At 74.6% G+C, this 22,295-nt stretch carries 12 protein-coding genes; 2 read left to right on the forward strand and 10 right to left on the reverse strand.

Going from position 1 to position 22,295, the window contains the following annotated elements; translation table 11 throughout:
- Positions 1–1,261 precede the first annotated feature (1,261 nt).
- Together ACIQK6_RS24745 and ACIQK6_RS24750 are read left to right on the forward strand one after the other, a co-directional pair.
- Positions 1,262–4,096 carry a SpoIIE family protein phosphatase gene (locus tag ACIQK6_RS24745; protein WP_402695476.1) on the forward strand — a complete coding sequence of 945 codons (2,835 nt, stop codon included), beginning with the start codon at positions 1,262–1,264 and terminating at the stop codon, positions 4,094–4,096.
- Between the two features lie 166 nt (positions 4,097–4,262).
- Positions 4,263–5,408, forward strand: a complete 1,146-nt coding sequence (locus ACIQK6_RS24750) for an extracellular solute-binding protein (protein WP_329097022.1) — start codon at positions 4,263–4,265, stop codon at positions 5,406–5,408.
- 94 nt (positions 5,409–5,502) lie between these two features.
- On the opposite strand, the gene hisC is transcribed toward ACIQK6_RS24750, so the two are convergent.
- From hisC to ACIQK6_RS24800, 10 genes are all read right to left on the reverse strand, one after another.
- A complete protein-coding gene (gene hisC / locus ACIQK6_RS24755; protein WP_329097024.1) occupies positions 5,503–6,582 on the reverse strand; it encodes a histidinol-phosphate transaminase in 1,080 nt (359 codons plus the stop codon).
- Positions 6,583–6,609: 27 nt separating this feature from the next.
- Entirely contained in the window at positions 6,610–7,926 is a 1,317-nt protein-coding gene (locus tag ACIQK6_RS24760) for an ATP-grasp domain-containing protein (protein WP_329097027.1), read from the reverse strand.
- Positions 7,923–8,762 carry a TauD/TfdA family dioxygenase gene (locus tag ACIQK6_RS24765; protein ID WP_329097029.1) on the reverse strand — a complete coding sequence of 280 codons (840 nt, stop codon included), beginning with the start codon at positions 8,760–8,762 and terminating at the stop codon, positions 7,923–7,925. Before ACIQK6_RS24765 ends, ACIQK6_RS24760 begins: the two co-directional genes overlap by 4 nt.
- Positions 8,744–9,994, reverse strand: coding sequence for an MFS transporter (locus ACIQK6_RS24770; protein ID WP_402695477.1), 1,251 nt, complete (start codon positions 9,992–9,994; stop codon positions 8,744–8,746). The genes ACIQK6_RS24765 and ACIQK6_RS24770 overlap by 19 nt, the downstream gene beginning before the upstream one ends.
- Complete coding sequence (locus tag ACIQK6_RS24775) at positions 9,984–11,396, reverse strand: FAD-linked oxidase C-terminal domain-containing protein (protein WP_329097034.1); 1,413 nt, start codon at positions 11,394–11,396, stop codon at positions 9,984–9,986. Before ACIQK6_RS24775 ends, ACIQK6_RS24770 begins: the two co-directional genes overlap by 11 nt.
- Positions 11,393–11,605, reverse strand: coding sequence for a ferredoxin (locus tag ACIQK6_RS24780; RefSeq protein ID WP_329097036.1), 213 nt, complete (start codon positions 11,603–11,605; stop codon positions 11,393–11,395). Before ACIQK6_RS24780 ends, ACIQK6_RS24775 begins: the two co-directional genes overlap by 4 nt.
- Before the next feature lie 92 nt (positions 11,606–11,697).
- A complete protein-coding gene (locus ACIQK6_RS24785) occupies positions 11,698–12,966 on the reverse strand; it encodes a cytochrome P450 (RefSeq protein WP_329097038.1) in 1,269 nt (422 codons plus the stop codon).
- Positions 12,963–19,163 carry an amino acid adenylation domain-containing protein gene (locus tag ACIQK6_RS24790; protein ID WP_402695478.1) on the reverse strand — a complete coding sequence of 2,067 codons (6,201 nt, stop codon included), beginning with the start codon at positions 19,161–19,163 and terminating at the stop codon, positions 12,963–12,965. The genes ACIQK6_RS24785 and ACIQK6_RS24790 overlap by 4 nt, the downstream gene beginning before the upstream one ends.
- Positions 19,160–19,585, reverse strand: coding sequence for a nuclear transport factor 2 family protein (locus tag ACIQK6_RS24795; RefSeq protein WP_329097041.1), 426 nt, complete (start codon positions 19,583–19,585; stop codon positions 19,160–19,162). The genes ACIQK6_RS24790 and ACIQK6_RS24795 overlap by 4 nt, the downstream gene beginning before the upstream one ends.
- Positions 19,582–21,777 (reverse strand): aminotransferase class III-fold pyridoxal phosphate-dependent enzyme, encoded by a 2,196-nt coding sequence (locus ACIQK6_RS24800; protein ID WP_402695479.1) that lies wholly within the window; start codon positions 21,775–21,777, stop codon positions 19,582–19,584. Before ACIQK6_RS24800 ends, ACIQK6_RS24795 begins: the two co-directional genes overlap by 4 nt.
- Positions 21,778–22,295 lie beyond the last annotated feature (518 nt).

The following is a 22,295-nucleotide window of genomic DNA, read 5'->3' on the forward strand; positions in this document are numbered from 1 at the left end:
GCCGCAACCACCACAGCCAACCCGTCGACCGGCAGAAAGTCTGCAGGTCATTGCGGCTGTCGCACCCTCACCAGACCCCTAAGTCAACGGCATTGGCCTTAACTAGGCCCCCGCTGGGGCCGGCCCTCTAGGGGGCCGGCCCCAGCGATGCGGGCGACGCCTGATCCGTCGATCTTGCTGCACGGGAGCGCCGGGCCGGCCCCGAGTACGTCCCGGTCGCGGTTCAGGCCGCCGCCCACCACCCTCTTCGCCGCTCCGAGCGCATCGTCGCCGGGCCCGCCGGAGAGCCACGCGTTCGGGTCTGAGCTCGGGGCAGGCTTCGGGTCGGCGGCGAGCGCCGGAACAATCGCGCCGCAGGGGCTGATCGTTCGGCCGCCCGGTACGGCACGGTTCTCGGGCACGGTGAACCTTCCGCAGCGGCCCCCTCCCGTTCGGGGATCGGCCCCGCCGTCCTGGGACAGGGGCCCGGCTCGTAGCGGGCGTCGGCCACGGTGCGGGAGGCGGGCGACCGTGCGCCGCTCGCTCCAGGTATCCGCACCGGGCGGTGGCCAGCGCTTCGATCGGCTGGGGCGTCCGGGGGCAAGGACCCGGTACGAAGCGTGATGCGACGGCCGTGCTGAATCCGGTGCCGGTAGCGATGGCGGTGGCGGTGGGCTTGGGCGTTCCGCTGGGCCGCGACCGCCGGCGTCGGGCTCAGTGCTGCCAGGAGGGCCAGACCGGCCCCGGCAACCGCCATCCCGTCAGGATAGCCGTGCTCTGCCATGTGATCCCGTTCCTCTGCCGCTCGACGGCCTGGCCGCCGGGCGACGCAACGGCAGCATGGGCGGAACGCACGCGGTCGACGCCACCGGGCGGTCCGAACACGTGCACACGGACGGCCGCCGGCCCCGCGCACCGCACCCCTCTCGGAGGCCTGGGAATCCCTCCGCGCCGATCAGAAAGCGGGAACGCGAGCCGAAGCGCACGCCGAAGCTCATGGCCCTTCTCGACCAGCACGGACCCTGAACGCCGCCGCGGGCCACAGGTGCGCACCGTGCTGGGCGATTGCTGATACCAGCGTGCCCGGAGGGGCCCCTGAATGGGGCTCCGAATCGCACGGATGCCCAGACATCAGGCGTTCGACGTGGACGGACCCGGGCCGGTCCCGGGTCGGCGTCCCGCCAGCCCGCCGGGTCGCTGTGGCCGCCTCGGGCGCCGGCTCCGCACCTCCGGGCCGTCGCCGCACGCTGCCGACAGCCCGAAGAGGTTAGAAAATGGAGTGATGAGCAACTATCTGGGAGGACTCCGGCGCTGGCTGCTCCGTTCTGGCACGCCCTCCTCCGCCCGCTCTCGGCCTCCCCGCTCAGGGGACCGCCAGGAGGCCCGGGACCCGGCGCGGCCCCCCGAGGGAGGGTCGCGGCGGCCGCAGCGCCTGTCTTCCCTCCTGAGCGCGCGCAGCGTGGCCGGTGAGGTGTTCCTCCTCCAGCTGGCCGTCGTCGTCCTCCTCGTCGCTGCCGCGGTCGTGGCGCTCGTGGTGCAGGGCCGCAGCGCCGCCATGATGGACGCCCGGAACCGCACCCTCGCCGCCGCCGGGACCTTCGCGGAGTCTCCGGGGATCGTCGCCGCCGTGCGCGGCCCCCACCCCAGCGCGGTGCTCCAGCCCAGCGCCCAGGCGGCCGCCAAGATCGCCGCGGTCGACGGCATCAACGTGTACACGCTCGACGGGCTCACCCTCGCCCACAGCGACCCGCGGCAGATCGGCAAGCACGTCGTCGGCCCCTTCGCCAAGGCAGCGGCCGGCCGGTCCTTCACCGAAACGTTCACCGGGTCCCTGGGGCAGTCCGTGGTCTCGGTGGTCCCCGTCAAGGCCGCCGACGACAGCGTCATCGCGGTCGTCACCTCCCCCGTCACGGTCCAGAACGTGCAGAACATGCTGAACGGGCAGCTGCCCGTCGTCCTCGGCAGCGCGGCCGCCGTGCTCGCCCTGTCCGCGGGCGGCACCGCTCTGGTGAGCCGCCGACTGCTGCGCCGGACCCACGGCCTGGGACCGGCCGAAATGACCAGGATGTACGAGCACCACGACGCGGTGCTGCACGCGGTCCGGGAGGGCGTGCTGATCGTCGGCGCCGGCGGCCGACTGCTGCTGGCCAACGACGAGGCGCGTCGGCTGCTGGACCTGCCGGCGGACGCGGAAGGGCTCCCCGTCACGGACCTGGGCCTGGAGGAGGGGATCGCCGAACGGATCGCCTCGGGCCGGTCCGCGACCGACGAGGTGCACATGGCGGCCGATCGGCTACTGGCGGTGAACATCCGGCCCACCGCCCCCTACGGGTCCGCCGGCACCGTCGTCACGCTGCGGGACACCACCGAACTGAGGGCCCTGTCCGGCAGGGCCGAGGTGGCGCGCGAGCGCCTGAAGCTGCTCTACGACGCGGGGGTGCAGGTGGGTACGACCCTGGACGTCGGGCGCACCGCGGAGGAACTGGCCGAGGTGGCCGTCCCGCGGTTCGCCGACGTGGTCACGGTCGACCTGCTGGACCCGGTGCTGCGCGGCGAGGACCCGCCCGAGCTGAACACCGAGATGCGCCGCACCGCCGCCGTCGGCCATCTGGACGACCACCCGCTCTACCCCGTCGGCAAACTGATCCGGTTCGTTCCCGACAGCCCCATGGCGGCCGGGCTGGCGGGCGGCCGTGCGGTCCTGGAGGCGGACCTGCGCACCGCCCAGCTCTGGCGGACCCAGGACCCGGAGAACTCCCTGCGGATCCTGGACCACGGCATCCACTCCTTGATCGTGGTGCCGCTGCGGGCCCGGGGCGTCGTCCTGGGGATGGCGGGCTACTGGCGGGGGCGGAACTCCCCGGCGTTCGACGAGGAGGACGTGTCCTTCGCCGAGGAGCTGACCGCAAGGGCGGCACTGTCCATCGACAATGCCCGCCGTTACACCCGCGAGCACACCGTGGCCGACACCCTGCAACGCAGTCTGCTGCCCCGGCGGGTACCGGAGCAGTCCGCCGTCGAGGTCGCGCACCGCTATCTGGCCGCCGAGGCCGGGGTGGGCGGCGACTGGTTCGACGTCATCCCCCTGCCCGGCGCCCGGGTGGCGCTGGTGGTCGGCGACGTGGTCGGCCACGGTCTGCACGCCGCGGCCACCATGGGGCGCCTGCGGACCGCGGTCTACAACTTCTCCACCCTCGACCTGCCTCCGGACGAGCTCCTGAGCCACCTGGACGAGCTGGTCGCCCATATCGACACCGACGAGCAGGAGTGGGGCGGGATCACCGGAGCCACCTGCCTGTGCGCCGTCTACGACCCCGCCACGGGGCGGGTGACGGCCGCCACCGCCGGGCATCCGGGCCCCGCCCTTCTCCGGCCCGACGGCACCGTGACCTTCCCCGAGGTACCGGTCTCCCCGCCGCTGGGCCTGGGCGCGGGGCTGCCCATGGAAACCGCGGAGCTGACCCTGCCCGAGGGCTCCGTGCTGGCGCTGTTCACCGACGGGCTGATCGAAAGCCGCGACCGTGATCCGGACGCGGGGCTGGCAGCGCTGCGCGCCGCGCTGGCCGGGCCCGCCCGCGCGCCGGAGGAGATCTGCACCGCAGTGATCGACGCGGTGCTGCCGGCCAGGCCCGACGACGACGTCGCCCTCCTGGTGGCCCGCACCCTCCGGCTGGACCCCGAGCGGATAGCCGAGTGGGACGTGCCGCCCGACCCGGCCGCGGTGTCCCGGGTGCGCAACGCCTGTGCCCGGCGGCTCGAGGAGTGGGGCCTCGAAGACATCGCCTTCACCACGGAACTCATCCTCAGCGAACTGATCACCAACGCCATCCGGTACGGAACCGAGCCCATCCGGGTGCGGCTGCTCCACGACCGCAGCCTGGTCTGCGAGGTCTCCGACGGGTCCAGCACCTCCCCGCACCTGCGCCGGGCCGACGACAACGACGAGGGCGGCCGCGGCCTGTTCCTCGTCGCGCAGTTCGCCCTGCGCTGGGGTACGCGCTACACCGATCGCGGCAAGATCATCTGGAGTGAGCAGGCCACCCACGAGGGCTCCGCACCGGTCGTGACGGTGGCGGGAGAGGCGCTCCTGGCCGGGTGGGACGACGAGCCGCTGTGAGAGGCCGACGGGACGGGAGCCACGGCACCGGGAGCCATGGACAGCGCGGCGGCGGGGAGCCCGGCTGCGGGAAACGCGGCGGACACCGCCGGCTGGGACTGCGCCGCCGGAGCCACTGAACGTACGCTGGTCTCGACCGGTACGCGACCGCCCGCCAGGAGCCTTTGTGCCCGCACCTCGTCTCCGGACAGCCGCCGTCGCCGCCCTCCTGGCCTGCGCGGCGGCGCCCCTCGGCGCCTGCGGGGACAAGCCCGCCCCCGTGCCCAGGGCCCCCGCGGTGGCCACCTCCGCCGCGGACGCCGGCGGCATGGCGGCACTGACCGCGGCGGCGAAGAAGGAGGGCTCGCTCAACACGATCGCGCTCCCGAGCGACTGGGCCAACTACGGCGCACTGATCGACGGCTTCGAGAAGAAGTACGGGATCAAGGTCACGGTGGAGAACCCGGAAGGCACCAGCCAGGACGAGATCGACGCCATCAAGGAGCACCGGCGCGACGGACGTGCCCCCGACGTGATCGACGTGGGCGGCTCGTTCGCCCGGTCCGCGGCCACGCAGGGCCTGCTCGCCCCGTACATGGTCGTGCCCTGGGACAGCATCCCCGAGGACCAGAAGGACCCGCGCGCCCGCTGGTACAACAACTACGGCGGCTACATCTCGATCGGCTGCGACGCCAAGCGCATCGCCACCTGCCCCTCGACCTTCGCCGATCTGCGCAAACCCGAGTACAAGGGCAAGATCGCGCTCAACGGCGACCCGACCCAGTCCGGCTCCGCCTTCGCCGGCGTGTACGCGGCGGCCCTGGCGAACGGGGGTTCCTTCGGTGACATCCAGCCCGGGATCGACTTCTTCGCCGAACTGCGCAAGAACGGCAACTTCATCCCGGTCGAATCCACCCCGGCCACGATCGAGAAGGGCCAGACCCCGATCAGCATCGACTGGGACTTCCTCAACCTCGGATACGCCGACGGTTTCCGCAGGAAGGGCGCGGACGTCGACTGGCGGACCGCCATCCCCTTCGACGGCAGCTTCGCCGAGTACTACGCCAACGGGGTGAACAAGGACGCCCCGCACCCCGCGGCGGCCCGTCTGTGGCAGGAGTACGTCTTCAGCCCCGAGGGCCAGAACATCAGGCTCGGCGCCTACGCACGCCCCGTCCTCATGGACGCCATGGAGGAGGACGGGACCCTCGACGAGGCGGCCGCGGAGAACCTGCCGACGGTCGAGGGCACGCCGTCGTTCCCGACGGAGGCGCAGCAGCAGAAGGCGAAGGAGACCGTCAACCGCAACTGGGCCAAGGCCGTCTCGGACTGACGACCCCGGCGGCCCCGGCGACCCCGACGGCCCCAGCGGCCCCAGCGGCCCCAGCGGGGTGGCGGGGCGAATCGGCACCCTGGTGTCCGGCCCGTCAGGGCCCCGGTGGGGTCCGCGCCGCGCCGGAACGGTAGCGGTCGGCCGCCGAGAGGAAGGCGTCGTTCTCCTCCGGCAGCCCGACGGTGACGCGGACGCCGTCCCCGGGGAAGGTCCGCACCAGCACGCCGTGACGGGCGCAGAAGTCGGCGAAGCCCGCGGCCTCCTCCCCCAGGGGCAGCCACACGAAGTTGGCCTGCGAGGGGGTCACCGGATGGCCGTGTCGCGTCAGCAGGGCCTGCAGCCGGTACCGTTCGCGGACGATCGCCGCGGAGCGCGCACACACCTCCTCGGGGCGGTCGAGTGCGGCCAGCGCCGCGGCCTGGGCGAGCCGGCTGACCGCGAAGGGGACGGACACCTTGTGGACGGCGGAGACCACGGCCGGCGCCGCCACGCAGTAGCCGATCCGCACGCCGGCGAGCCCGTACGCCTTCGAGAAGGTGCGCAGCACCGCCACGTTCGGGCGGTTCCGGGCGAGCTCCACCCCGTCCGGCACGTCGGGATCGTCGACGAACTCCCGGTACGCCTCGTCCAGTACGACCAGGATCCGGTCGGGGAGGCGGTCGAGGAACGCGCGCAGCTCGCGGCCCCGGACCGCCGTTCCGGTGGGGTTGTTGGGGTTGCAGACGAAGACGACGCGGGTGGCGGGGGTGACCGCCGCCAGCATCGCCTCCAGGTCGTGCCGGTGGCCCGCGTCCAGGGGGACGGTGCGGGCGCGCACTCCGGCGACCCGGGCGAAGACCGGATACGCGTCGAAGGACCGCCAGGCGCACAGGACTTCGTCCCCGGGGCCGCAGAACGCCTGGATCAGGTCGCGGCACAGGCTCACCGACCCGCAGCCGACGGCGATCCGCTCCCGGGGGACCGCCAGGTCGGCGGCCAGTCGGCCGACCAGGGTGTCGGAGAACCACTGCGGGTAGCGGTGGCCCTCGACGGCGGCGCGGGTGATGGCCTCGACCACGGCGGGCGGTGGCGGCAGCGGCCCCTCGTTGGAGTTGAGCAGGACGGCGTCGGGCGCCGTGCCGGGAATGTTGTAGTCGGGAACGGTGGCCAGGTCGGCCCTGATGGCGACACCCATGGAGCTCCTCGGAGTGTGCGGACTCGGTCAGTTCGGGGCGAGGCGGAACACGTCGTCGGCCAGTAGCCGGATGCGGCGGTGGTCGGCGAGGAGTTCCTCCGGGCGGTCCCCGGTCAGGAAGACCCGCAGCGGGCTGGACAGCAGGTCGTTGGTGGGACGCATCCGGTCGCCCGGGACCAGCCGGGGCACCGCCAGGTGCACGGTGTCCAGGGCGCGGATCCGGGCCAGGGCGTCCTCGTCCACTGCCTCGACGAGACCGCCGCGGGTGGTGCGGACGTGGACGACCATCCCCTCGTGGTGCTTTCGGTACAGGCTGTCGCCGGGGTGCCCCCGCCGGTACTCCTCGGGGCGGACACAGGCGAGTGCGAGCAGGTCGGCCTGGTTCCCGTCGAGGCACGAGTCGTGGTGGCCCGGGTCCATGATGCCGTCGAGCCGTGCGCCCACCTCGACGAGCACCGGCCCGGCGGCCGTCATCATGATCTCCGCGTGGGCGGCGCCGAACCGGATGTCCAGGGCGTCGAGGACGGTGTCCAGGTAGGTGACGAGGGGTTCGACCACCCGCGCGCCGGGGTCGATCAGGACGTCCCGGTCGTAGACCGGCCGGGTTCCGACGAGGGTCTTGTCGTAGCGCCAGACGCCGCACACGTGCCGGGCGCCGCCGGGGCCCCTGACCACGTCCACGATGTACTCGGTGCCGTCCAGGAAGGACTGTGCGAGCAGCTCGTCGTTGTGCCGGCCGAAGATGTCCCGACTGCCGAGGATCTCGGCGGCAGCGGCGCGCACTTCGTCCGGGCCGCGGCAGACGGAGACCTTGTCCGTGGAGGCCGAGCTGAGCGGTTTGACGACGATCGGGTAGCCGGTGGTCCGCGCCCAGGCGAGCACCTCCTCGACGTCGCCGGACTTCAGCTGGTCGGCGCAGCGGATGCCGGCGGCGCGCAGCGCCTCGATCATGCGGTACTTGTCGCGGCGCAGCGCGGAGGTGGCCGACGGGTTGCCGGGCAGGCCCAGCAGCTCGGCCGTCCGGTCGGCCGGCGGGACCCCGGTCTCCTGGCCGGGCAGCACCCCGCACGGGTGGTAGGAGGCCAGCTCCCGCACCGTACGGGCGGGGTCGGCCGCGTCCTGGACCACGTTGGCGAGGTACGGGCGCAGGTCCGGCGGGGGTACGCAGTCCAGGAACTCGGGCGTGCTCTGCAGGTGCACGACGTCCGCGCCGAGCCGGCGGAAGGCGGCGGGCAGGTACTTGCCGACCGAATAGCCGTCGACGATCACGCCGACGGGCGCGGCGGCGGGGAGGGGGGCGGAGGTGGAGGGCACGGTGGATCCCTTCTTCGGGGGTGTGCTCACGCGGCGGCGACGCTGACGCGGTGGACGGTCCGGGAGATGCCGGGCGGCAGGTCGGTGGCGACGTGGTAGGTGGTGTCGGTCTTCCACAGCAGCAGGTCGTGCGGGGTCCAGCGGTGGGTGTACGTCCGGTCGGGATCGGCCAGGAGGGTGTCCACGAGGTCGAAGAACTCCTCGTTCTCGTTGGCGTCGAGGCCGACGACCCGGTCCATGTAGGCGCGGGAGCCGTACAGGAAGCGGCGGCCGGTGTGCGGGTCGCGGCGGACGACGGGATGTTCGACGGCCGGGTACTGGCGGGCGACGAGGGCGCGCACCTCGGCGATGGACAGGCCCACGTGCTCGGGGGCGATGCGCTGCTGCTTGGTGAGGGTGTGCAGCCCGATGCGGTCCCACAGCAGGTCGTGCCACTCCTCGGGCAGCCGGTCGTACACGTCGGCGGCGCTCGCGAAGACGGTGTCGCCGTGCCCCTCGGGCACGTGGACGCCGTGCAGCACGGTGTAGGCGGAGGGGGCGGCGTCGAAGGAGGAGTCCTGGTGCCAGAAGTGGCCGACCCGCTCGATCCCGATCGGCCGGCCGGCCTTGCGCTCGTTGGACGAGACGAGGATCTCGGCGAAGTCGGGGTGGCGCCAGTCCGCCAGCAGGAAGGGGACGGGCCGGCCGATGCGGGCGGCGAGGCCTATCTGCTGCTGCGGGGTGAGGCCGATGCCGCGGACGACGACGAGGTCGCGCTGGTGCAGGGAGTCGACGACGTCGGCGAAGACCTCGGGGCGGGTGAGTTCGGTGTGGGTGAGTCCGGTGTACTCGACGCCGATGAAGGGGGTCAGGTCGCGCTTGTGCACGGTTCCTCCTTGTGCCAGGTGTACGGGTGGGTGCGGGCGGCGAGCAGCAGTAGGCAGGCGGCGCAGACCGCCGCTCCGGCGGCCGCCCACGGGGCGCCCGGGTGGCCGGGGGCCGAGAGGTGCAGGGCGAGTTGCGGGGCCGCGATGAAGGCCAGGTTGACGCCGCTCGAGAACAGGCCCATGGTGCGGTCGGGCGCCGGGCCGGGGAGCCGGCTGACGTAGTCGAGCAGTGCGGGGAAGACGACGACCTCCCCCGCCGTCCACAAGAGGGTGGCGAGCACCAGTTCCGGCCCGGTGTCGGCCAGGGCCATGAGCAAGAACCCGGCGCCCGCGAGGGCATAGCCGATCAGGAGGGTCGCCAGGTGTCCGACGCCCGCCGTGCGGATGTTGACCGGGACCTCGAACAGGACGATCCCGACGGCGTTGACGGTGAAGACGACGCCGGCCCAGTAGCCGGGCAGGCCGAGGCCGACGATGACGTGGGCGGCGACGAAGACCGAGGGCAGCGCGTAAGCCAGCTGGATGGGCAGCGAGAGGCCGAACGCGGTCCAGAACCGCGTGCGTTCGGCCGCCGTCGGGCGGAGGGTGCCGTGCGGGGCGGCGTCGTTCCCCGTACCGCCGCCGCTGCCGGTGTCCGCGTACGGTCCTACGCCGGCCGGCCGGCGTTCGCGGCGCAGGTGCAGGAGTGCCGCGGCCGCCAGCACGCACAGGGCGTTGGCCCAGAACACGGAGTGGGGGTCGAGCGCGTAGAGCAGGGCCCCCAGGAGCGGGCCGGCTGACAGTCCGAGGTTGATGGCGAGCCGGTAGCAGGAGAACGCGACCTTGCGCTGCTCGGGCCGTGACCCGGCGATCGTGGCCGCGTAGGCCGCCGGGGTGACGATCTCGTACGCGAACCCCCAGAGCAGCACGCCCGCGGCGAGCGCGGGCAGGCCGTGCAGCAGCGGCACCACCGCGACCGCGGCCGCGCCCAGCAGAAGGCCGGCGCGCATCAGCGCGTACGGGTGAAGCCGCCCGAGGAGGCGTCCGGCGGCCAGGTCCGCGGCGAGGGCACCGATCCCGAAGCCGGTGACGACCAGGCCCGCCCCGGCCGGGTCCAGGCCCCCGCCGCCCAGCAGGTGGGGGGTGAGGAAGGGGTAAGCCATGGTGCCGGTACGGAAGAACAGGGTGGTGAGGAACAGGGTCCGCAGGGGCGGGGCGAGCCCGGCCACGGTCCGCAGGGTCTCAAGTGGCACGGCGGTTCCCGGCCGTCCGGGAGGCGAGCACTGCGCCGGGGTTGAACAGGCCCGCCGGGTCGAGGGCGTCCTTGAGGCCCCGGTGGACGCGCAGTGCCACCGGTCCCAGTTCGCGTTCCAGCCAGTCCTGCTTGAGCTTGCCGACCCCGTGCTCGCCGGTGATGGTGCCGTCGAGGGACAGGGCGAGGGCGAGGATCGCGTCGAACGCGGTTCGGGCGCGGGCGTACTGCGCGGTGTCGGATGCGTCGTAGAGGACCGTGGGGTGCATGTTGCCGTCGCCCGCGTGGCCGACGACCGCGACGGTGAGCCCCGCGTCGGTGCCGATCCGCGTACAGCCCTCGATCAGTTCGGCGATGCGGGTACGGGGCACCGCGACGTCCTCGGTCATGCAGGCGCCCCGGGCTTCGAGGGCGGCGAGGCTCACCCGGCGGGCGCGCAGCAGCAGGGCGCCCTCCGCCGGGTCCTGCGTGGCGTGCGTGTATACCGCGCCCGCCTGCCGGAACACGCGTTCCATGTGGTCGAGTTCGGCTTCGCGGGCGGCTTCGGGAGCGTCGGACTGGCACAGCAGCAGGGCCTGGTCCCGTTCGCCGACGAGCTCGGTGCCCAGGTAGGCGGCGGATGCGCGCAGCGAGGTCGCGTCCATGATCTCCATGAGGGAGGGCACGAGGCCGGCCCGGACGATCCGGTTGACGCTGGCGCCGGCCCGGGCCACCGAGTCGAAGGCCGCGATGACGGTGCCGGGTGCGGCCGGCAGCGGGCGCAGGGCGAGGGTGGCCCGCGTGATGATGCCGAGGGTGCCCTCGCTGCCGACGAGGAGACGGGTGAGGTCGTAGCCCGCGACGCCCTTGACGGTGCGGCGGCCGGTGCGCAGGAGGGAGCCGTCGGCGAGGACCGCCTCCAGGCCGAGGACGTAGTCGCCGGTGACCCCGTACTTGCCGCAGCACAGGCCGCCGGCGTTGGTGGCGAGGTTGCCCCCGAGGGTGCACGTGTCGAGGCTGGAGGGGTCGGGCGGGTAGTACAGGCCGTGGGCGGCCGCGGCGGTCTTCAGGGCCTGGTTGACCACGCCGGGTTCCACGACGGCGAGCCGGTCGTCCGGGTCGAGTTCGAGGATCCGGTTCATCCGCGTCGTGGCCAGGACGATGCAGCCGTCGACGGCGTTGGCGGCGCCGGTCAGGCCCGTTCCGGCGCCCCGGGGAACGATGGGGACGCCGGCCGCCGCACAGGCCCGTACGCATGCCTGCACCTGCTCGACCGAGGCGGGCAGGACCACGGCGAGCGGCCGGCCGTACGGGGCCAGCGGCATCATGTCGTGGGCGTACCCGGTGGTGGCGTCCGGGTCGGTGACCAGCGCGCCGTCGCCGTCGAGGGCGGCGCGCAGGGCGTCCAGGAGGGCGGCGGTCATACGGGCCGCCCGTCGGTCCCGGTGACGAGGATGGCCTGGGCGGGGCACAGGTCGGCGGCTTCCAGGACGGCGTCGGCGAGGTCCTCGGCCGGCTCCGGGTCCAGCAGCAGGACGACGCCGTCGGCCTCGTCCTGGTCGAAGACCGTGCCGGCGGACAGGACGCAGTGGCCGGCGCCGACACAGCGCTCGGGATCGAGGGTGACCTTCACGGGTCGGCTCCTTGGGGGCAGGGGACGGACGGTGGCCGGGCGGTACGGGCCGCAGGGCGGTACGGGACGGTGGCCCGTGCGCGGTGGTGGGGTCACCAGGTCACGGGCAGCGCGTGCACCCCGTACACGGCCATGTCGGACTTGAAGCGGATCTCCTCGACGGGCACGGCGGTGCGCAGCGTCGGGATCCGGCGGGCCACGGCGGCATAGACCTCCTGGAGCTCCACCCGGGCCAGTGCCTGGCCCATGCACTGGTGGGGCCCGTAACCGAAGGCGAGGTGGCCGTGGGCGCGGGCGGCGGGGTCGAACTCCTCGCCGGCGGGGAAGCGTTCGGGGTCCCGGTTGGCGACGTTGATGGCGGCGACGACGCCCTCGCCGGCCCGGACCAGCCGGTCGCCGACCGTGACGTCCTCGACGGCGATCCGGCGGATGCCGCGCTGGACCACGGTGAGGTGGCGCAGCATCTCCTCGACGGCACCGGCGAGCAGTTCGGGGTCGTCGTGCGCGCCGAGGTCGGCGAAGTGGTCGGGGTGGCGCAGCAGGGTCAACACCCCGAGGGAAATCATGTTGGCGGTGGTGTCGTGGCCGGCGGTGAGCAGCAGCAGGGCCATCGCGGCGAGCTGGCGGCGGGTCATGGTTCCGCCGGGTCGGTGCCGGGCGGCCATGCGGCCGATGAAGCCGTCCCGCGGTTCCCGTTCGGCCGCTGCGACGAGTGCCTCCAGGTAGTCCTGGAGGGCCTGTCGGGCGGCGGCGGCGCTCTCGGTGGTGCCGGCGACGACGTTCATGGTGTGGGTCAGACCGCGGAAGAGCTCGCGGTCCTCGAAGGGCACGCCGAGGAACTCGCAGATGACGGTGAGCGCGACGGGCAGGGCAAGGTCGGCCACGAGGTCGGCCTCGGTGCCGCGGAGCATGCGGTCCAGGCAGCCGTCGACGACGGCGCGCACGGCCGGACGCCACCCTTCGGCCCGTTTCACGGTGAACTCGCCGAGCACCAGGCGCCGTACGGCGTCGTGCTCGGGATTGTCCATGACGAGCAGGGTCGGTTCGACGGCGGTCTCGGCGAGGGCGACCGCGCTGGACAGCGGGTAGCCGGGGCGACTCTTGTCCGCGCTGAAGCGGGGGTCGGCCAGGACGGTGCGGGCGTCGTCGAAGCGGGTGAACAGCCAGGGGCGGACCCCGTTCCACAGTGTCACGCGGGGCGCGGTGCCCGCGTCGCGGATCTCGGTGACCTCCCGCGGCGGGGCGAACGGGCACTGCCGGTCCATGGGGTAGTGGGGCTCGGCCGACGGGACGGCGGCCTTCGGGCCGGGTGTCGGGTCGGTCGTCGGGGCGGGTGTCGGGTCGGTCGTCGGGTCGGTCATGCGCGGGTGCTCCGGTCGAGGTTCTGCCACCAGCGGCCGACGAGGGCGTCGTCCAGGGCGGGCGGGAAGATGCCGTGGGCCCGCAGGGCTGCGAGGGTGGCGTCGTTGCGGTGGTCGGGCAGGCGGGCGTCCGGGTGGTCGCGCAGGTCCCGGAGGTGTTCGCGGTAGGCGAGGGCGGGCAGCACGGTGCCGTCGGCCTCGGCGTCGGCCAGGCGACCGAGCCAGGTGTCCAGCGGGACCGCGGGGGTGGTCCGGCCCGTGCGCCGGTCGTGTACGGCGTGCAGTTCGGCCAGGGGCGTCCGCCGGGGGTGGTGCAGGTGGTGGACGGTGCCGGGGGCTCCGTCGGCGAGGGCCAGGGCGACCAGGGCCCGGGCCATGGTGTCCACGGGCAGTGCGTCGGTGGCGAGCCGCGGGTCGTCGGGGTGGCAGCCGAGGGCGGTGGAGGTGACGAGGAGCCGGCTGAGGAAGTCGTCCTCGCTGACGGCTCCCGTCGTGCTGCCGCCGGCCCGGCCGAGCCGGTAGATCCGGGCGTCGGCGCCGCGTTCGAGGGCCTGGGCGACCAGGCGTTCCGCGGCCCACTTGGCGGCCGCGTAGCCGCGGCCGCGGGGGTGGCGTTCCGCGGCGGCCGGGGTGGCCTCGGTGATCGTGCGCGGGCGGGCGTCGCCGGGTCCTTCGCGGAACACGCCGAGGGTGGAGACGTGGTGGAAGCGGGCCGGGCGGCCCTCGGCGCAGATCCGCAGGAGTTCGGCGGTGCCGCCCACGTTGGCGGCCGCCAGGTGGTGGAAGCCGGACACGTGGTGGACCTCGGCGCCGAGGTGGAGGACGGTCCTCGCGCGCAGGACGCGCTCCCGGTCGGTGGCTCCGAGACCCAGGCCGGGCCGGGTCAGGTCGCCGGGGACGGGCACGATCCGCGGGTCCGAGGCGTCGGGGCGCAGCCCGTGGCGGCGCAGGGCGGTCGACAGCCGCCGGCGGGCGGCGCCGGTGTCCGCGGCCCGGACCAGGCACAGGACCGGGCCCGTGGTGCGGTCCAGGAGCTCGGCCAGGACGTGGGAGCCCACGTATCCGGTGGCTCCGGTGAGCAGGACGGCGTCGTGCGGGTCGCAGGGGCCGGGGCGCTCGGCGAAGACGATGGCGGGGTCGAGCCGCGCGTCGTCGGGTCCCACGGGCCGGGCTTCGGCCGCCGGGCCGGACGCCTCCAGCCGCCGGGCCACCTCCCGTACGGTCGGCGCGGCGAGGAAGTCGGAGACGGCGATCCGGACGCCGTGCTCCCGCTCGATGCGGCCCAGGAGCCGGATGACGCGCAGGGAGTGACCGCCCTGTGCGAAGAAGTCCTCGTCCGGAGAGCCCACCGGCCCGCCCAGCACGTCCTCCCACAGGGCGAGCAGCCGCCGTTCGGCCCCGTTCAGGGGGCCGTCGGCGGCTCCGTCGCCCAGGTGCGGCCGCTGCCGGCGCACGGCGGCCAGGTGGGCGGCGAGCGCCGGCCGGTCGGCCTTGCCGTGGCTGCCGGTCGGGATGGCGGGCACGGGCACGGCCAGCCGGGGCACCATGTGGGCCGGGAGCAGCCGGACCAGGTGGGCGCGGACGTCCCGGGGTGCGGCCGTTCCGACGTAGCCGACGGCGAGTTCGGCGTCGGCCCCAGCGCCGAGGAGGACGGCGACGGCCTCCCGGACACCGGGGTGCTCCGCGAGCGCGGCTTCGATCTCGCCGAGCTCGATGCGGAAGCCGCGCAGCTTGATCTGGTGGTCGAGCCGGCCCAGGTAGTCGATCGATCCGTCGGACAGCCGGCGCACCCGGTCCCCGGTGCGGTAGCAGCGACCGGCACCCGGAAGCGCGGGATGGCTGGTGAACGACGCGCCCGTGCGGTCGGGGTCGCCCAGGTAGCCGTCGCCGAGTCCGGCGCCGGAGAGCCACAGTTCGCCGGGTACACCGGTGGCCGCCAGTCGCCCGTGGCGGTCCACGACGTGGGCCGCCGTGCCGGACAGGGCGGTGCCCACGGGCACGCGGGCCCGGGCGTCCGCGGGGTCGGCGCGGTGGGTGGTGGCCAGGATCGCCGCTTCGGTCGGGCCGTAGCCGTTGACGACCACCCGGTCCGCGGCGAAGTGACGGGTGTCGTGGACGTCCGCGGGCTCACCGGCGACGAGCAGGACGCGTACGTCGCCCAGGTCGGGTCGGTCCAGGGCGCGCAGCAGGGAGGGCACGGTCACCATCACGGTGACCCCGGCGGTGCGCAGGGTGCGGGTGAGGGCCGGGCCGTCTGCTCGGGTGGCGTCGTCCGCGTACACCAGGGTGGCGCCGGAGACGAGCGGCATGAACTGTTCGAAGGCGGCCACGTCGAAGCCGGGCGAGGTCAGTTGGAGCCACACGTCGTCGGCGGTGAAGGGGTGCCGGTCGAGGCAGGCGAGGAGGGTGTTGGCGACCGCGCGGTGGGAAACGGTGACGCCGCGGGGGCGCCCGGTGCTGCCGGAGGTGTAGATGACGTACGCCGGGGCGGCGGGGTCTGCGACGGGTACGGCGGGCGGAGTCCGCTCGCCGGGGGCGGTGAGGGCCTCGACGTCCAGGACGGGCGGGCCGGAACCTTCCGTGCCCGGTCCGAACAGCGTCTCGGCTGTGTCCTTGGCGCAGACCAGCGCGCCGACACCGGCGTCGGCAATGCAGTGGCGCAGGCGCAGCGGCGGGTACGCCGGGTCGAGCGGCACGTACGCGGCCCCGGCCTTGAGCACCCCGAGGAGGGTCGTGGCGAGGAGCGGGGAGCGCTCGAGGCACACGGCGACGCGGTCGCCGGGCCGGATCCCGCGGGTGGTGAGGCGGGCGGCCACGGTGTCGGCGTGCCGGTCGAGTTCGGCGTAGGTGAGGCTGATGTCGGTGCCGACGACGGCGACCTTGTGCGGGTGGGCGGCGACCTGCCGGGCGACGAGGGCGGGCAGGGTGGTCTGCGCTGCCGGGGGGCCCGGCTCCGGGGCGCGGCCCAACCGCTCGTACTCCCCCGGTTCGTACAGGGTGACGCCGCGCAGTGGCGGGTCACCGTCCGCGAGGCGGTCGAGCACTGCGGCCAGCTGGCCGGCCAGCCGCTGTGCGGTGGCACGGTCGTAGAGGTCGGTGCTGAACTCGACTTCGACGTCGAGGTCTTCGCCCTCCTCCTGGAAGGTGAAGGACAGCTCGAAGGTGGCGGTGTCGCGGTCACCGGCGTCCCAGGGTGCGGTCCGCGCGCCGGGCAGCTCCAGTGGACGCGGGCGGCGCTGGCGGTGGTTGACGACGGCCTGGAAGGGGACGGCCGCGCGGCCGGTGGTGGCGGGGGCGAGCTCCCTGCCCACGGCCTGGAAGGGGACGTCCTCGTGGTGCAGGGCCTCGGTACAGGCTGCCCGGACGCGGGTGAGCAGGACACCTGCCGTGGTGTCCGCGTCCGCCTCGACGCGGACGGGCAGCAGGTTGACGAAGCAGCCCACGAGGTCCTGTGCTCCGGCCCGGTTCCGCCCGGCGGCCAGGGCGCCCAGGGTGAGGGTGTCGCGTTCGGTGTGGGCGGCCAGGACCGTGTACACCCCGGCCAGGTGGAACATGTACGGGCTGACACCGTGCCGGCGGGCGGCCTCGGCGTGGCGCGCGTGCTGCGCGGCGCCGATCCGCTGCCGCACCCGGTCGCCGGATCCGCTGAGGACGGCGGGGCGGGGCCGGTCGGTGACCAGGTCGAGGGCGGCGCCGCCGCCGGCGAGCGCGCCCTGCCAGAACCGGGTCGCGGCGGTGAGCCGTTCGGGGCGGGGTGCGAGGGAGCCGCGCAGGTGCTCGGGGTAGCCCGGGTCCAGGGGCGGCAGGTCCGCGGCCGGGTCCGCGTAGAGGGCGGACAGCTCGGACGTGAAGAGGTCCAGGGACCAGTCGTCGGCGATGGCGTGGTGGACGGCGAAGTGGAGCAGCGTGCTCCGGGCGTCCAGGGTGAGCACCAGGGTGCGCAGCAGCCGGGTGCCGTCGGCGTCCGGCTCCGCCGTGCGGTGCTCGGCGGCCAGGGCGCGGGCCAGGGCCTGGCGTTCGCCGGCCGGAACGCCGGTGAGGTCGATGTGGCGCACCGCCGCGCCCGGGTCGGCGGTCAGGCTCTGCCGCCAACCGTCGGCGTCTCGCCGTACGACGGTGCGCAGGGCGGCCTGGCGCCTGCCCAGTAGGGTCAGGGCGTTCCGCAGCCGGGCCCGGTCGAGGGGGCCGTCGATGAAGTACCCGCGTCCGATGACGTAGCGGCCGGTGTTTCCGGTGGCCTCCTGGTCGAACCAGATCCCTTCCTGGGCGGGCGACAGCGGCAGCCGGCCGGGATCCGCCCCGGGGCTGGCCGGGGCGGGGGTGGCCGGGGCGGGGCTGGCCACGAGGGCTGCCAGGGCGCGGATCGTCGGGGCGGCGAAGAGGTCGGCGACCGTCAGGGCCGCGCCCTGGTCGCGTTCGAGGCGAGCGAGGATCGCCAGAGCGGACAGGGAGTCGCCGCCGGCGGCGAAGAAATCGGCGTCCGGGCCGACGGCGCGGCCGAGGACGGCCTCCCAGTGCGCGGAGACGGCGCGCAGGGCGGCGGCGGCCTCCTCGGCATCGGGGCTCGCGGGAGTGGAGCTGACCGGACCGCGGGGCGCCGCGGCCGCGCGGTCGGCGAGGACGGCGAGCAGCCGGCGGTCGGCCTTGCCGTTGGCCGTGGCCGGCAGCTCCGGCAGGACGGTGACGACGTCCGGAACCGCCGGTTCGGTCAGCAGCCGGGCGATGTGGGCGATGAGCCGGTCGCCCGAAGCCGGGGCACCCGGGTCGGTCGGGGTGGTGGGGGCGTCGACCGGTGTCAGGGTCACGTACGCGGCCAGTCGGCGGGCGTTCGCGGCGCCGTACGGAACCACGACCGCCTCCCGGACCGCCGGGTGGGTCCGCAGTGCCCGTTCGGCCTCGGCCGGTTCGACGCGGTGGCCACGGATCTTGACCTGGTCGTCGAAGCGCCCCAGGAAGGCGAGTTCGCCGCCGGGGAGGCGGCGGACCCGGTCGCCGGTCAGGTAGGCGGTGCGGCCGGGCCTGCCCGGCTCGGGGACGAACCGCTCGGCGGTCTGCTCCGGCCCGCCGCGGTAGCCCTGGGCAACGCCCGGGCCGCCGATGCAGAGTTCGCCCTCCTCGCCGGGCGCGACCGGGGTGCGGTCGGGGCGCAGGACGTGGGCGGTGGCCCCGGCGAAGGGGCGGCCGATCGGCACGTCCTGCCAGGCTCCGTCCCAGTCGTCCGGGCCGTCGAAGGTCTGCCAGCAGGCGTAGACCGTGGTCTCCGTGGGTCCGTAGCCGTTGACGATCCGGCAGCCGGGCAGCTCGCGCAGGGCGGTCCGTACCGCGTCCGCGTCGGCCCGGTCGCCGCCGGACACGCACAGGCGCAACCCGCTCAGGTCTGCGGTGATGTGTTCCATGGCCAGCCGGAACAGCGGGGCGGCCAGCCGCAGGACCGTCACGCCGTGGCGGGCGCACTCCCGGCCGATGTCGTGGATTCCGGGCCGCTCGGACTGCGGCAGCACGAGCCGGGCGCCGTTGAGCAGGGCGCCCCAGATCTCGAAGACGGAGGGGTCCACGTGGAGCGGGGCGAGCTGTAGAACGGTGTCGGCGGCGGTCAGTCCGGCCTCGGGGGCGCGGGCCAGTGCCAGGACGGAGTGGTGCGCGACGCGGACGCCCTTGGGGGCACCGGTGCTGCCGGAGGTGTGGATGACGTAGGCGGTCCGCCCGGCCCCGGGGGCGTGCGACGGGCTCCGGTCCGGGTCCGGGGCGAGGTCGAGATCGAGGTCCGGGTCCGGGTCCGGGTCCGGTGCGTCCTCGTCGACGGGCAGGACCGTCACCCCCACGGGCAGGAGGGCGCGCAGCCGCGCGGTGTCCTGCCCGGCTGCGAAGACGGTGCGCAGGTGGTTGTCGAGGACGAGCGCGCGGATCCGTTCGTCCGGCGCGTCGGGGTCCAGCGGCAGGTAAGCGCCCCCGACCAACACCGTCCCCAGCAGGGCGGCGATGGTGCCGGGCGAACGCCGGGCGCAGATCCCGACGCTCTCGCCGGGGGCGGTCCGGTCGGCGAGCCGGCGGGCGGCGGCCGCGGCCCGGGCGGCGAGTGCGCCGTAGCCGATCCGTAGGCCGCCGTGGATCAGGGCGGTGCGGTGGGGGTGGGCGCGGGCCACGGCGGTGAAGGCCGCGCCGAGGGTGACGGGGGTGGCGGGGGTGGTGGTGTTCACGGGGCCGAGGTCACCTCCTGCGGGTCGCGTTCCAGGGCCTCGACGACACTGGCGGTGTCGAAGAGGTCGAGGTAGCGGGAGATGAGCCCGTCGCGGACGGTGAAGACGTTCATCCACTGGGCCTCGTAGCGTGCGCCGTTGGCGAGGACGTGGGTGCGGCTCACGCCCAGGACCACGACCCGGTCCCCGGCGTCGAGGTACTCGTAGGCATCGCACTCCTGGACTCGGATCAGCTCGTGGACGATGGCGAAGAACGCGCGGAAGCCCTCGACGCCCCGGTAGACGCCGGCCCACGGCAGCGAGGCGGGGCCGTGGTAGACCCACTCGAAGTCGGGGGCGAGCAGCGGCTCGATGTCGGCGAGGCGGCCCTCGTCGAACAGCCGGAAGAAGGTGCGGATCACTTCGACGTTCTGCGTGCTCATACGGTGCTCCTCGAAGGTGCGGGGGTGCGGGACGGGCCGGGCTTCAGCAGGCCGGAGAGCCGTTGGCCGAGCCGGAACAGGGCGGCGTGGGCGAGGAGCCGGGCCGGGCCGGTGCGCGAAAGCCTGCGGGCGCCGCGCATGACCTGGAAGACCTCCCGCTCGGTGGCGGTCAGGGGCAGCAGGAACACGTCGTAGACGACGAAGGCCCGGGCGCGGGTGATCCACCAGAGGATGAGGGCGTACGTCATCCCCTCGCCCTCGGGGTCGACGAAGCGGCCGAGCGCTCCGGGTACGCGTGGTTCGAACCGGCCGAGCATGCCTTCGGCGAAGCGGCGGCCGATCACTCCGCGCGGCCCGGTGTCCATCGCGGCGAGTCCGGCGGCCACGAGGTCCGACAGGGCCCGGACCCGTTCGGGCAGGCCGAGGGCGTCGACCTGGCGAATGGCCTGGAGGGCGAAGTGGGCGCCCAGGGCGTGGGCGTGGTGGGTGCGCAGTTCCTCGACGAGCTGCGGGTTGGCCCGGCGGGCGGCGTCGTACACCTCGTCGGAGACGAGGGCGGCACCGGTGGGGAAGCAGCCGTAGCTCAGTGCCTTGGACAGGCTCATGAGGTCGATGTCGGGGAGCCGGCCGTGGTGGGCGAATCGGGTACCGCAGCGGTAGTAGGACGTCAGGACCTCGTCGACGCCGACGAGGTAGCCCTGTTCGGACCGGCCCGCGGTGACGGCGTCGAGGAGCGGTCCGGGGATCGGGGCGTAGGCGTCGGAGCTGCCGTGGACCAGTTCGATCCACACGAGCCCGATCTCGCCGGTGGCCGCCTCCTCGCGGAAGTCGTCGACGGCGTGCGGGGTGAAGGGGTCGATGTAGCGGATGTCGTCGTAGAGGGGGCCGAAGGGCGCGCGGGTGCGTCCGGCGGCGGTGGCCAGCAGCGAGACGAGGGTCTTGCCGCCGTAGTTGTGCTTGAAGACGACGATGCGCCGCCTGCCGGGGCGGGCGAGACGGGCGAGGGTGATGGCGCTCTCGACCGCGGACGCGCCGCTGACGGCGGGGAAGGTGTGGGGCAGTCCGGTTTCGCGGGCCAGGACCTGCTCGAGCTCGCGGACGTGGTCGCGGGCGGGGTCGTGGCCGCGTACGACGTCGGTCAGCGCGTCGGCGGGGTTGTGGCCGGCCACGCCGAGCCCGGCCCCGCACAGTCCGTCGACGAGGTCCAGTTCGCGGCCGGAGTCGAGGCGGACGGTGAGCCGGGAGCCCTTGGCGCGGACGACGTTCAGCGCGCCGTGCAGCTTGCGGTGCATGCGGACGGCCATCGGGTTCACGTGGCGGGCGTACAGGTCGAGGGTGGCCTGCCGGTCGGCGGCGGCCGCCGCGAGGACGCGGTGCACGGGGGCGGCGGCGTCCCATCGGGGGCGCAGCCGGGCGCCGACGGCGCGCACGGCGACGCTGTTGCCGCCGTAGGTGTTGGAGTGCAGGAACCCGGTCTTCGGGGTGGTCCACGGCGCGAACGTGTCGTGGGTACCGGTGAAGGCGCCGAACGGGACCTCGTACCCGGTGAGGGATTCGCCCAGGACGACGAGGTCGGGGCGGAGCGCGGTCACGGCGGGGTCGGCGGGGCTGTCCGGGGCGACGTCGCTGAGGTCGACGACGACGCGGGCTCCGGTGGCGCGCGCGGTACGGGCCAGCTCGACGACGGCGGCGAGGGCGCCCGTGTCGAGGAGTTCGGGGGCGCGGACGACGAGCCCGCACACGGTCGTGCCGTGCAGGGCGGTGCGCAGGCCGGCGACGGTGGTGCGGGTGAGGAGGCCGGGGGCGAGGGCGCGGTCGGGGCCTTCGCCGAGCGGGTCGGTGCGGCGGGTGAGGGTGCCGTCGGGGTCCAGGACCAGGACGCGGCCCCGGTGGGTTGCGGCGGTCGTGGCGGCGCGGTGGCGCAGGAGTTTGACGGCGCCGTGCAGGGCCTCGTAGCGGGAGTTGGCGAAGAAGGTGCGGTAGTGGGTGCCGGGCGGGCGGCCGCCCAGTTCCCTGACGAACTCGCTGACGAGGTGGCCGGCCTGGGCGGACTCGGTGGTCACGAACCAGGACGGCATGGCGAAGACGGGTTGTTCCTGCGCGATGAGGTCGGCCAGGATGCCGAGGGTCTGCGGGCCGGCCGGGCGCAGGTGCGGTGCCGGGCCGGGGGCGGCGTGGGGGTTCGGGTTCATGACGCCATCTCGCTCGTGGGAGGAGTCCCGGCGGCGGGTGTCCGCGGGATCGCTGCGCTTGCGGGGTGCGGGTGCGTTGCGGGGGTGCGGGTGCGGGGTGCCGCGACGCGCAGGCGGCGGAACCACAGCCGGGCGGACCCCGGCCCGGCGCCCGGTGGCCGGCCACCGCCGGGACCGCCTCGGCACTGCGCCGAGGCGCCGCCGATGGCGGGACCACCACCGGGCAACGCCCGGCACGGCACCGCGCCTTGGCGAGGTCGACCGCGGCCGCCGCCTGGCAGGGCCCGCGGCGGGGCCGAATACGGCCCCGCCGCCAGGCCGTTGCGGCGATGTGCCCGGAGTGAACCGACTGCGGGCCACGACCGGGCAGCGCCGGTCACGGCACCGCACCCAGGCAAAACCGACGGCAGGACCGCCTGTCAGAGCCAGGAGCAGTACCGGGGCCGGCACCCGGTGGCGGGAAACCGCCGGACCGTTGCGGCACCGCAACCCGGCAGAACCGACGGCCAGACCGGCGG

Origin of the sequence: Streptomyces sp. NPDC091682, assembly GCF_044756625.1 — a bacterium.
Lineage (GTDB): Bacteria > Actinomycetota > Actinomycetes > Streptomycetales > Streptomycetaceae > Streptomyces.